This window comes from Flavobacterium sp. WC2416, assembly GCF_041200095.1.
Classification (GTDB): Bacteria; Bacteroidota; Bacteroidia; order Flavobacteriales; family Flavobacteriaceae; genus Flavobacterium.
Window position 1 is genome coordinate 3,212,970 of record NZ_CP165626.1, and the last position, 13,683, is coordinate 3,226,652.

The 13,683-nt window shown below is 34.4% G+C and carries 8 protein-coding genes; 4 read left to right on the plus strand and 4 right to left on the minus strand.

What is annotated here, in order from left to right:
• The first annotated feature begins 290 nt into the window (after positions 1–290).
• Positions 291–743 carry a DUF3291 domain-containing protein gene (locus AB3G39_RS13485; protein ID WP_369753425.1) on the plus strand — a complete coding sequence of 151 codons (453 nt, stop codon included), beginning with the start codon at positions 291–293 and terminating at the stop codon, positions 741–743.
• Positions 744–794: 51 nt separating this feature from the next.
• The gene (locus AB3G39_RS13490) at positions 795–1,289 is read left to right on the plus strand and encodes a nuclear transport factor 2 family protein (RefSeq protein WP_369765459.1); all 495 of its coding nucleotides are present in this window, start codon (positions 795–797) and stop codon (positions 1,287–1,289) included.
• Between the two features lie 51 nt (positions 1,290–1,340).
• Here the strand turns inward: AB3G39_RS13490 and AB3G39_RS13495 are convergent, their stop codons facing one another.
• The 4 genes from AB3G39_RS13495 to AB3G39_RS13510 all read right to left on the minus strand — a co-directional run bounded on the left by AB3G39_RS13495 (position 1,341) and on the right by AB3G39_RS13510 (position 7,289).
• Positions 1,341–2,882: an acyl-CoA carboxylase subunit beta gene (locus AB3G39_RS13495; protein ID WP_369765460.1), complete on the minus strand. Its 1,542-nt coding sequence runs from the start codon at positions 2,880–2,882 to the stop codon at positions 1,341–1,343.
• A gap of 51 nt (positions 2,883–2,933) precedes the next feature.
• Positions 2,934–4,373, minus strand: coding sequence for an acetyl-CoA carboxylase biotin carboxylase subunit (accC, locus tag AB3G39_RS13500; RefSeq protein ID WP_367751941.1), 1,440 nt, complete (start codon positions 4,371–4,373; stop codon positions 2,934–2,936).
• Between the two features lie 100 nt (positions 4,374–4,473).
• Complete coding sequence (locus tag AB3G39_RS13505; RefSeq protein ID WP_369765461.1) at positions 4,474–4,959, minus strand: acetyl-CoA carboxylase biotin carboxyl carrier protein subunit; 486 nt, start codon at positions 4,957–4,959, stop codon at positions 4,474–4,476.
• A 101-nt stretch (positions 4,960–5,060) separates the two neighbouring features.
• Positions 5,061–7,289 carry a radical SAM protein gene (locus tag AB3G39_RS13510; protein WP_369765462.1) on the minus strand — a complete coding sequence of 743 codons (2,229 nt, stop codon included), beginning with the start codon at positions 7,287–7,289 and terminating at the stop codon, positions 5,061–5,063.
• A gap of 168 nt (positions 7,290–7,457) precedes the next feature.
• Between AB3G39_RS13510 and AB3G39_RS13515 the strand changes: the two genes are divergently transcribed.
• Positions 7,458–11,525, plus strand: coding sequence for a T9SS type B sorting domain-containing protein (locus tag AB3G39_RS13515; protein ID WP_369765463.1), 4,068 nt, complete (start codon positions 7,458–7,460; stop codon positions 11,523–11,525).
• 63 nt (positions 11,526–11,588) lie between these two features.
• Positions 11,589–13,682 (plus strand): T9SS type B sorting domain-containing protein, encoded by a 2,094-nt coding sequence (locus tag AB3G39_RS13520; protein ID WP_369765464.1) that lies wholly within the window; start codon positions 11,589–11,591, stop codon positions 13,680–13,682.
• Position 13,683 lies beyond the last annotated feature (1 nt).

Consider the following 13,683-nt stretch of genomic DNA (forward strand, 5'->3'; position numbering starts at 1 on the left):
ACATATGTCACAAACTTATCTATTTTGTCTATTTATTAAAGATACTAAAATGTCAAATAGCAATGTAAAAATATCATTATGTAGTTTCTACACAAAGACTCCTTCTTTGTCACTCCTTTTTGGTAAAAAAAACGCGTAATTAATTTTAAAGTTATCGATTTTCTTATTAAAATAATAAAAATACAAATAGTTATATATCTAAATCATTAGATAAAATTCAAAAATAAATGCATAATTTAGTCTCCAATCAATCACATTATCAACAAAAAAAATAACGAAAAAATAATTCTATGGCAGAATACCAAATTGCAGAGATTAATATTGCAAAAATGAAGGGAGTTGCAATTAATGACCCAATAATGAAAGAGTTTGTCGATAATTTAGATTCCGTTAATGAACTGGCTGAAAGCAGTGCCGGATTTGTTTGGAGACTAAAAGATGATACAAATAATGCGACTTCATTGAACCCGTATAATGACGAACAAATTATTGTAAATGTTTCCGTTTGGGAAAACGTGGAATCATTGGAAAATTTCGTTTATAAAACTTTCCATACTGAGTTTTTGAAAAGAAGAAAAGAATGGTTTCAAACTTTTGGCAAAGTATATACTGCAATGTGGTGGATCAAAAAAGGGGAATTCCCAACGCTATATAATGCAAAAGAAAAATTAGATTATTTGCAGGAAAATGGAGCTTCGGAAATTGTTTTTGATTTTAGAAAAAAATTTCCAAAACCTATTTAAGTTGTATTTAAAAAGCCTTATTTATTCACTTACAAATATTTAAAATAAATTATGAAAAACTATAGCCTACCCTGTTTTTTAATTTTCTTATTTGCAATTACAACAGCTGTATGTTCTGCTCAAAAGTACACTACTAAAGAACCAGCATACCAATACATTCCAGACAATCTAGAACTCTACAATACCATAGTTGCCATGGATAGTACATTTTTCCAAGCGTACAATACCTGTAATTTAGATAAGCAGGCAGCAATATACGCGGACAATATTGAGTTTTACCATGACAAAGGGGGATTAAGCACTGTTAAACAAGAACTAATTGATGGTACTAAAAAAAATATTTGCGGTAAAGTAACGCGGGAATTAGTAAAAGGAAGCATTGAGGTTTATCCCATCAAAGATTTTGGAGCAATAGAAATGGGACTGCATAAATTTCATAATAATAGGGAGAAAGAAGGAACGCCATCACATGCGAGTAAATTTATCATTTTTTGGAAAAATGATAATAATGTATGGACTATAACAAAAGTGGTTAGTTTACATTAAACAAAAAACCATTCGCCGTGGCGAATGGTTTTTTCTATTCTTATCATTCTTTTACAAAGGAATATTCCCGTGTTTTCTATCGGGAGTTACGCTTACTTTATTTTCGAGCATACTAAACGCTTTTATCAATTTTCGTCTAGTATCTTGCGGTAGGATTACCTCATCTACAAAACCACGTTGTGCAGCTGTATATGGATTGGCAAACAAATCAGCATACTCCGCTTCTTTTTCCAACAATTTAGCTTCATGGTCTTTGGCATCGTGAATTTCTTTCTTGAAGATAATTTCCGAGGCTCCTTTTGCCCCCATCACAGCGATTTCGGCAGTAGGCCAAGCAAAATTCATGTCGGCACCAATGTGTTTGGAATTCATCACATCATAAGCTCCACCATAGGCTTTACGCGTAATCACAGTAACTCTAGGCACCGTCGCTTCGCTTAAAGCATATAATAATTTGGCTCCATGAACTATAATTCCATTCCACTCTTGATCTGTTCCTGGTAAAAATCCTGGTACATCTACCAAAACTAATAACGGAATATTAAATGCATCGCAAAAACGGGTAAATCGAGCCGCTTTTTTTGAACTATTCACATCCAGACAACCTGCTAAAACCATCGGTTGATTGGCTATAATTCCAATGCTTTTACCTCCTAGTCGAGCGAAACCCACCAAGATATTTTCGGCATAATTTTTATGAATTTCATAAAATGAATCTTCGTCGATTATTCCACCAATCACCTCGTGCATATCGTACGGTTTATTGGGATTTTCGGGAATAATAGTTGCTAATTTAGTACGAACCTCATCCTTTAATTCATAAGGTAAATTATGTGCTTTTTCTTTATTGCTTTGTGGCAAATAACTCAACAAACGTTTCAAATCTTCTAGGCATTCGACATCATTTGTAGAAGTGATGTGCGCCACACCCGATTTAGTTGAATGCGAACTCGCACCTCCTAATTCTTCCGAAGTTACCGTTTCATTAGTTACCGTTTTTACCACATTAGGACCTGTTACAAACATATAACTGGTGTCTTCGACCATCATCGTAAAATCCGTCATTGCTGGCGAATATACCGCTCCACCAGCACAGGGTCCCATGATAGCCGAAATTTGTGGAATAACACCCGAAGCTTGCACATTTCTATAAAAAATATCAGCATAACCTCCTAGAGAACGAACCCCTTCTTGAATACGAGCTCCACCGGAATCATTCAGTCCAATCATAGGCGCACCCATTTTGACTGCCATGTCCATAACTTTACAAATTTTCTCGGCATGTGTTTCGGATAACGAACCTCCAAAAACGGTGAAATCTTGTGCAAAAATATAAACCAATCGTCCATTTATTGTTCCGTACCCGGTGATGACACCATCCCCGTAATACATTTCCTTTTCCATTCCAAAATCGGTAGTTCGGTGTGTTACCAACATTCCAATTTCTTCAAATGAACCTTCGTCCATTAAATAATTAACACGCTCTCTTGCCGTTAATTTTTTATTCGAATGTTGTTTTGCTATCCTCTTTGTGCCTCCGCCCAAATGAGCTTGAGCAATTTTATCGTTTAATGTATTTATTTTGTCTTGCATACTGTTTTTTTTACCGCTAATTCGCAAATTTTATTTATAACTCTTTAAAAATCAATTTGGTAATCTTACGATTTTTTGATCTTCAAAATAGTGTTTTAATGCTACCATAGCAGCGATTTCAGCTTCCTGAGCCAATTGGTTTTTCAACAAATCCGCATTGTAATATTTTTTTACAAAATGGGTGTCAAAATTTCCAGAACGAAATGCCTCATGATCAAATACAAATTTACCAAAAGGCAATGTTGTTTCTACTCCTTCTACTTGATAACCATCTATTGCTTCCAGCATAATTTGAATAGCTTCCTCACGTGTTTCCCCATAGGTAATCAACTTTGCTAGCATTGGATCATAATAAATAGGAATATCCATTCCTTGCTCAAAACCATTATCTACACGAATTCCTTTGCCAACAGGTAATTGGTAAACATCCAAATGACCTACACTAGGTAGAAAATCATTCATAGGATCTTCGGCATAGACACGCAATTCCATCGCATGTCCTTTTATTTTCAGGTCTTCTTGTTTAATTGATAATTCTTCTCCTCTAGCGACTCTAATTTGTAGTTCGACTAAATCAGTTCCTGTGATTAATTCAGTAACGGGGTGCTCTACTTGCAAGCGGGTGTTCATCTCTAAGAAGTAAAAATTATTATTTTCGTCTAATAAAAACTCTACCGTTCCTGCTCCAAGATAATCACAAGATTTAGCTACTAAAACGGCAGCTTCACCCATCTCTTTTCGCAATTCTGGTGTTAAAACAGAGGAAGGTGCTTCTTCGATAACTTTTTGGTGACGTCTTTGTATACTACATTCTCTTTCGAATAAATACAAAATATTTCCATGACTGTCAGCCATTATTTGGATTTCGATATGCCTTGGCGAACCCACATATTTTTCAATAAAAACAGCACCATCTCCAAAAGCAGAAATAGCTTCGCTAATTGCACGATCCATTTGAGATTCAAATTCGGCTTCGTTTTCTACTACACGCATTCCTTTACCTCCACCACCAGCTGACGCTTTTATTAGAATTGGAAAACCTATTTCTTTAGCTACAACTTTGGCTTTTTCCACATCGGTAATGGCTTTATCATAACCAGGAACCATTGGAATATTGTATTTTTTAACAGCCTCTTTGGCTGCTAGCTTACTTCCCATGATATGAATTGCTTTCGACTTGGGACCAATAAAGATGATATTGTTTTTTTCGGCCTCTTCGGCAAAATCAGCATTTTCACTCAAGAATCCATACCCTGGGTGAATCGCATCCACGTTTAAAGATTTGGCCACTTCGATGATTTTACTTCCTAACAAATAGGATTCACTAGAAGGAGCTCCTCCAATACAAACCGCTTCATCAGCAAATTTTACATGTGGTGCATTTCTATCTACAGTTGAATATACTGCAACTGTTTTAATCCCCATTTTACGGGCGGTTTTCATTACTCTAATAGCAATTTCCCCTCTATTGGCAACTAATATTTTTTTCATATTTTTTTTAGATAAAAGACGAAAGACCGCTACGCTGCTAGATTCAATATAAATCCTCTCTAACTATTTTCTTGCCTCTTTCTTCTTGTTTCTTACAACTTTATTCAAATTCAATTAACAACTGCCCTTTATCAACAGCATCTCCTAACACAACCGAAATTGTTTTTATAACACCATCACGAGGAGACAGGAAACTATTTTCCATTTTCATAGCACCCAAAATGATTAAATTATCATTTTCAAGTACCGCTTGTCCAACCACTACACTGATTTCTAGAATTAGTCCAGGCATAGGTGCTTTGATGAAATTGACTTGTTTGGTAAGTCCAACTTCAAATCCCATATCTTTAATCAAAACATCCAACGGATTAGAGATTGCCACAACATAAGAGTTGTTATTGACCTTTACAGTATACGTTTTTTGAAGAAAGTCAGAACTTACAATTTCTGCTTTATACGGACTGTTTTTATGTAAAATATGGACAGAATTGGAATCCAAATTTACAGCATCGAGTTTTGAAACTTCTTCTTTATTAATATCAAATGAAAAAGAATCATTTACTTTTACTTTATAACTATCACTCATTAGTATTATTTTTATGGTGGTAAAAATAAGTAAAAGAAAACGTTTTCGTAAAAGAAAAAGAAAAGTTTTATGCTAAATTAGTATAGCTATCAAAAATTAATCTACAACACCAATAACCCAAATTCTCTTAATGAATTAATGGGTTTTGAATACCAAAATAATTCAAAGTCTTCAAAATGAGTTTCAAAATCAGATTTAATTTCTTGGAAAGAATAAATTTTAGCATTAGAAACAGCTATTTTTAAAAGTATTTCTGCAAGCCATTCGCCCTCTTCCTTGTTGGTTTGAATTGTAAAACTTTCTTTTTTATCATGAAAAGTCAAACTCATCATTTCCCAAGAATTCCCTTTTTTAGTTTTAGTAAAATAGTCTACAAAAGGGGTTCCTCCTAACCAAACAATTTTGGCTGTAGGTTTGATATTAAAACCATCGTTTTCTTGAAGTGCATCAAAAATAAAATCGGGAGAGATTTTAGTTTTCGGAATTTTAAATTCAAACCAATCTTGCAACTCATAATCAAAACAGATACCGTGCATGAAGTTGAACAACGATTTCTTTAATCCAAAACTAAATTTATCATGGTCGATTCCTGTTGAGTCGATATAATTAATATCGTTATTAGCAAAAGTCCCAATAACTTCGGTTTCTTTTACAACTCCAAATTTCTCAGGATACAATCCCACTGGACTGTGTGCTGTCATGGCAAATTGGTGCCAAAACCCTGATTGCAATACGCCTACTTCAAACAATTGGCGCACCATTTCAAGACTGTCCACTGTTTCTTGAATTGTTTGTGTAGGATAACCGTACATCAAATACGCATGAACCATTACGCCGGCTTCCGTAAAGTTTCGAGTGACTTTAGCCACTTGTTCAACAGTTACGCCTTTATCTATTAATTTTAACAAACGATCCGAAGCTACTTCGAGTCCACCAGAAACAGCGATACAACCGGAAGCTTTTAAAAGCAAACATAAATCTTTAGTAAAGCTTTTTTCGAAACGAATGTTGGTCCACCAAGTCACAGATAATTTTCTTCTCAATATTTCAAGAGCCAAGGCACGCATCAATGCAGGTGGTGCTGCTTCATCAACATAATGAAAACCATTTTCACCTGTTTGCGCAATCATTTCCTCCATTCGATCACAAAGTAAACTAGCAGCTACTGGTTCGTAAATTTTAATGTAATCTAATGATATATCACAAAATGTACATTTTCCCCAGTAACAACCATGTGCCATAGTCAATTTATTCCAGCGACCATCAGACCACATGCGGTGCATTGGGTTTACGATTTCGATAACCGAAATGTATTTATCCAAAGGCAAATCGGAATAATCTGGCGTTCCTACTTGGGATTGTTTGTAATCACTTTTGGTAGAATTATTTTTATAAACTACTTTTCCGTTTTCAAGAAGAAACGTTCTTTTAAAAGACTTGTAATTGGGTTCTTCAATATTGGCAATCAATTCCTCAACAGGAGCTTCGCCATCATCCAAAGTAATAAAATCAATAAATTCAAAAACTCGAGCATCAGATAACGAACGTAATTCGGTATTGGGGAAACCGCCTCCCATCGAAACCTTAATTTCGGGATGGTGTTTTTTTACCCATTGTGCAGATCTAAAGGCACTATATAAATTCCCTGGAAAGGGAACTGAAATTAAAAATAATGTGGGCTGTATGGTTTCAATCCTTTCTTTTAGAATAGAAAGTAAAACAGTGTCAATATAAGTAGGCTCTTGTTGTAAAGCCTCGTACAATTCATCAAAAGAATTAGCACTTCTTCCTAAACGCTCAGCATAACGACTGAAACCAAAATTTGCATCCACGCATTCGACAATGAAATCGGAGATATCTTCGAGATACAAAGTAGCCAAATGTTTCGCTTTATCTTGTGTTCCCATGGTCCCAAAAGCCCAATCGAGTTCTTCTAATTGTGCAAAACGAGAAGCTTCTGGCAAATAATCCTCTTGACATATTTGCAAAGCTAAGGTTGGATTTTTACCTTGTAGAAAAGCAATTACCGAATCGATTGTTTTAATATATTCCTCCTTTAATGCGCAAATACGTTTGGAATTATCTGAAATTTCTCCAACTTCACCCGAGACTGAAAGTCGAACTGGCGTAGCAAACTTTAAACTTGCAACTTCAAACAAACTTTGCAATCCTTCTTTCGAAAACAATTTTAAAATAACCTCAATACCTAAATCTGCCTGAACTGAATCAATATTTTTAGTATTCAGAAACCCTTTTATATATGCCGTTGCCGGATATGGTGTATTCAGTTGGGTAAACGGCGGGGTAATGAGGAAAAGTTTGGTTTTCAAAGGAAATAAGTTTTGTGCAAAAATAAGGGTTATTTGTGTTCTTTCCACGAAAAGATGCTACTACTAATTGTATTGGTAATTCAATTCAAAAAATGAAACCCTATCTAAATTAAATAGTTGCAAAATTTGTAGATATTTAATTACATTTACAATTGCCAAATTGTAAAAATGAAACAAAAATTACTCTTTCTTTTTTTATTAATAACTCTAGCTTCTTTTGCCCAAAAGAGTAGTCAAACAATTGGTTTTAAAGAAAACAAAGGGCAAATTATTGACCAAAATGGCAAACCAAATAATACCGTTAAATACCTATTAAACACTAGAGGATTAAATGTTCAACTGAGAAAGGATGGATTTTCGTATGACATATATGAAACAAAAAAACGTCCTATAAAACAACGTTTAGAAGAAAAAAGAGCATTCCCTTCATTAAAAAATAATGATAAAAAAGTACCTGATTATACTTTAGAATACGTTTTTCATAGAGTAGATATTGATTTTGTAAATTCAAATCCTAATGTTGAATTAGTAAGTAACAAAGCATCTACTGATTATGATAATTATTATAATATACCCAATAAACCAGAAGGTGTTATCAATGTACATCAATACCAACAAATCACTTACAAGAATATTTACCCTAATATTGATGTTGTATTCTCCATCCCTAAAGACACGCTTAAAACTGTAGAATATAATTTTGTGGTACATCCAAAAGGGAACATATCAGATATACAATTGAAATTTAATGGTGCTAAAACAGAATTGGTTGACAATAAAATCAAAATGCAAGTTCGTTTTGGTGAAATGGAAGAAACCCTTCCCGCCAGTTGGACCGAAGACGGAATGAGTAAAAAGTCAATAAATGTTGCTTATTCAAAAATTAAAAAAGATGTGTATGGATTTAAAACAGCAAATGCTATCTCGAATAAAACGGTAATTATTGATCCTGTTCCAGTGAGGCTGTGGGGGACTTATTTTGGGGGAGAAAATGGAGAAACTCCTACATCTCTTTTTTGCAAAGACGATTATATCTATTTAACCGGTACAACCACTAGCACCAATAATATTGCTAGTGCTGGAGCAAACACATTCTATTATGCCTCAATTAGCGACTATGACAGCTTCTTAGTGAAATTCAAGAGTAATGGAACAAGAGTTTGGAGTACTTATTATGGGGGCAGAAAAGCGGACATTATATTTCAAGTAAAAGTCTCAAACAATCAAAATGTATATATTGTAGGGGAAACACTAAGTGACAATAACATTTCTACACCTAATAGTTTCGAACCTAATTTCGACTCAATTATTCAGGATGGAAGGCAAAAACTGGCAGGCTTTTTTGTGAAATTTGATACTAATGGTGAAAGAAAATGGGGTACATATTATTGGGGTAGCATTAGTAACTTATCTATTGATTCTTCCGAAAAAATATACATATCAGGAGCAACATTTGCTGATAAAAAAATATCTACTCCAAATGCACATCAAATTAATATTGACAACCCTAGTTTAAATCCTATTTACGGCTATTTTAGTGATGGATTCATTGCTAAATTTAATTCAGATGGAGATAAAGAATGGGGAACTTATTATGGAGGACTAGATGACGACTACATTTCTGATTCTCAAATCGATTCCAACGGATTTCTATATTTTTCAGGAATTACCTCAAGTTCAAATAATATCGCTTCAATAAATACAACAAATACTCCTAGTCACTCTAATGCAGATAGTTTTTTAATAAAATTTAGTCCCAATGGAAATAGAATTTGGGGTACTTATTTTGGAGGCGAAAAACACGACTATGCATTCTCTTTAGGAATTGATTCTAATAATTATCTCTACACTTTTGGTTGGACTCAAAGTTTATCAAACATTTCAACCCCAGGTGTTTTTCAAGAAGTATATAATGATTCATTTTGGGCTACGGATAATAATGGTTGTATCTTTAAGTTTAATTCAGACGGCGATAAAATTTGGGGAACTTATTTTTTTTCGGAAACTCTAAAAGGATCTGTTTCAAAAAATGGTGACCTTTATTTTACTGGCACTACTAGTATAAATATTCCTTCAATATCCACTCCAAATGCTTATCAAGAAGATAATAACGGACGGGCTCAAGCTTACTTAGAAAATTTTGATAACAATGGAAAAAGAAAATGGGGCACATTTTATGGTGGAAACTATGGTGGAAGTACGGGAAATGTATCTGCAACCGACAACAATGGCAATATTTATCTAGCTGGGACAACAAGTAGCTCAGATTACATTGCAACACCAAATACTCATCAAACAAATCTTTATAATTCTGGTAATGATGCCTATCTAATAAAGTTTAAAGATTGTGAATCAAGCGCTTTAGTAACTAGTAACTCCCCAATATGTATTGGCAACACTTTAGAACTAAAAGCATCTGGAGGAACAGATTATGTATGGACAGGTCCAAACGGATTTACATCTACCATACAAAACCCTACTATACCTAATGCAACAGCTTCAAATGGTGGGCAATACACTTGTAGTATTACTGGAAGTGGAGGTTGTGATGACACAAAAAAAGTGGATGTAATCATTGGAGATATTGAGGCTCCCATTCCTAATCTTGCATTTCTTCCAACAATAACTGGAGATTGCAAAACTATCATAAATACAATTCCAACTGCTACTGATGTATGTGCAGGCACTATTACAGCGACTACCACCAGTCCGCTTTCGTACAGCTTGCCTGGCAACTATACCGTTATTTGGGAATATAATGATGGAAACGGAAACACATCAACACAAAATCAAACTATTACAATAACTGCTCAGCCATTACCAACTGCTCCATCTACACAAACTTTTTGCATCCAACAAAATGCCACAATAAACGAAATAACAATCATAGGTCAAAACATCAAATGGTATGATGCTTTGACTAATGGTAATTTATTAGCAAATAGGACTCCTTTACAAAACGGAATTACCTATTACGCTTCACAAACGATTGATGGTTGTGAAAGTGATAGAATTTCTGTTTTAATAAATATTCAAAATACTCCCACTCCAACAGGAAGTGCAAATCAAACATTTTGTAAAAGTCAAAATCCAACTTTAGATACTATTGTAGCTTCTGGAACTGCTATACAATGGTATGATATTGGTGGAACTCTTTTATCCAATTCAACCGCTTTGCAAGACGGTATAACCTATTATGCTTCGCAAACAGAAAACGGTTGTGAGAGCACAAATAAATTAGCCATTATAATTTCGCTTATCAGTACTTTACCGGCAAATGATTATGCAGAATTGTTTTGTGATGATTTAAATGATGGTTCTGAAAAAGTGGATTTGTCTGATTATAATTCAAAGTTAATATCCAATACTGCTGGATATACTTTTTCGTATTATTCAAATTATTCAGCTGCCGAAAATCAATTGGTAAGTAGTCAAATTACTAATTTTTCTAATTTTAATTTATCTTTAGGAGATAATAAAATCTACGTTCGTATTAATTCTAATACACCTTGTTATGCTATTTCCGAATTAAAACTAACTCTTTTGTCGAAACCTAAAATAACAATCCCAGATGTAGTTCCTATTTGTGAAAACAATACCATTACTATTGACGCAGGCTTGGATTACGATACTTACTTATGGTCAACTGGTGAAACATCATCGAGCATAAATGTGGATAATCCGGGTAATTATTCTGTTACCGTCACTAATAATTACTCTACTATTTCATGTTCAAGTACAAAGAATTTTGAAGTACGACAATCCAATATCGCCACAATAACTTCAATTGACACACAAGACTGGAACGACAATCAAAATACAATAACAGTGTATGCAACTGGTGCTGGTGATTTTGAATATTCCATCGACGGCATTCATTTTCAAGATGAGCCTCAGTTTACAAACATCATCAGTGGACAATATACGGTTCATGTACGAGACAAAAACGGTTGTGGAACCGTAACTGATGAAGTGTATTTATTGATGTATCCAAAGTTTTTTACTCCAAATGGCGACGGATTTAACGACACATGGAAAATCAAATTTTCAAATGTTGAGATTGGGTTAAGCGTAAAAATATTTGACCGATATGGTAAACTCATCAAAGAATTAACGCATAATAACGATTGGGACGGAAGATTCAATGGACAAGAACTTCCCGCAACCGATTATTGGTTTGTGGTAACTAGAGCAAATGGCACAGAATATCGCGGTCATTTTAGTTTAAAACGATAATCCCGAAAACAGCATTTTAGTCAACAAAAACAATCCTTTTCCAAATCACTAACCTTAAAATTAATGATAAAAAATATAAAACTCATTGCCCTCTCTCTAATCATTTCAATCTTTTTTTCTATCCGAATGAGTTCCCAAACCATACAATGGGAAAATACAATTGGAGGTAATGATTATGATTGGAGTGATTTTATAGAACTGTCTACTGATGGAAATTATCTTTTGGGTGGATATTCTTATTCTAATATATCTGATGATAAAACTGAAAATTCAAGAGGAGAAGGTGATTATTGGTTAATTAAAATTGATGACACTTCTGGTAATTTATTATGGCAAAAAACTATTGGCGGAAACAGTTTTGATCATTTAACTTCAGCAAAAGAAACGAAGGATGGCGGTTACATCCTTGGCGGCTACAGTTCTTCAGGAATATCAGGAGAAAAAACTCAAAATTCAAGGGGACAAGATGACTATTGGGTTGTAAAATTAGATGAAAACCGGAATATTATTTGGGACAAAACCTATGGTGGAAGTGGTGTAGATCGATTGACATCAATAATTCAAACTGTGGATGGTGGTTATCTTATGGGAGGTTCTTCAGACTCTAACATTTCAGGAGATAAAACTGAAAATTCAAAGGGGAATCTAGATATGTGGATTATTAAAATTGATGCATCCGGGAATATAATGTGGCAAAAAACATTTGGAGGAGATAATTCTGATTGGGTTCAATCTCTACTAAAAACAGCTGATGGAGGTTATCTATTAGCTGGCTCTTCAAACTCAAATATTTCTGGTGATAAAACCCAAAATTCAAGAGGAGGAGGAGATTACTGGGTTTTAAAAATCGATAGTTTAGGTACTATTGTCTGGCAAAAAACTATTGGAGGAAATAATGGAGATTATTTAAAATCTATAATAGCGACCTCAGATGGCAATTACATTTTAGGAGGTGATTCTTTCTCCAACATTTCTGGAGATAAAACAGAAAATACATTGAATAATTCTAATGATGTTTGGATTCTCAAATTAAATGATTTTGGGCAAATTTTATGGCAAAAAAATATTGGAGCAAATGATACTGAAGTATTTGCAGATATCCGAATGACCTCGGATAATGGTTTTATTCTAGGCATCATGTCCTACTCGGGAATTTCAGGCTACAAAACTGAAGCTTCAAGGGGAGACCGTGATTATTGGATTGTAAAACTCGATGCAGCTGGTCAATTTGAATGGGATAAAACTGTAGGCGGTGATAGTCTTGACCAAACACAATCTATAGTACAAGCCAAAGATGGAGGTTATGTTGCGTTAGGCTGGTCACAGTCTAATATATCTGGAGATAAAACAGAAAATAAAAGTGGGCTACAGGATTTTTGGGTGGTTAAACTCCAATTGTGCTCTCAAAACCTTTCTGCTAACAGTAATTCTCCAATTTGTGAGGGCAATTCCATACAGCTATCTGCATCTGGCGGGACTAATTATGCTTGGACTGGACCAAATGGTTTTAATTCATTAGAACAAAATCCATCCATATTAAATGCAAATGCATCACAAAGTGGTCAATACACTTGTAGTATAACAGGAACTGGTGGATGCGATGATAAGAAGTCAGCTACTGTTGTGATAAACATTGAAACAGTACCAACAGCAAATTCTCCACAGGAATTTTGTACACAACAAAATGCAACTTTAAGTAATGTAATTATTAGCGGTGACAATATAAAATGGTATGATTCACAAACTGGAGGCACTGAATTACTTGAAACAACTTTACTAAAAGACGGAATAAATTATTATGCGTCACAAACTATAAATAATTGTGAAAGCAGTCGTATTGTAATAAATACCCGAATTTTAGCAGATGCAAATTGTCAACCAGTAACTGACATTGATTCATCAATAACGTATCCTAAATTCTTCACCCCAAACGAAGATGGATTTAACGATACATGGAAAGTTAAATTTTCAGCAGATGAGATAGGATTAAGCGTAAAAATATTTGACCGATATGGTAAACTCATCAAAGAATTAACGCACAGCAACGCTTGGGACGGAACATTCAACGGACATGAACTTCCCTCAACCGATTATTGGTTTGTGGTAACTAGAGCAAATGGCATAGAATACCGAGGGCATTTTAGCTTAAAACGCTAAT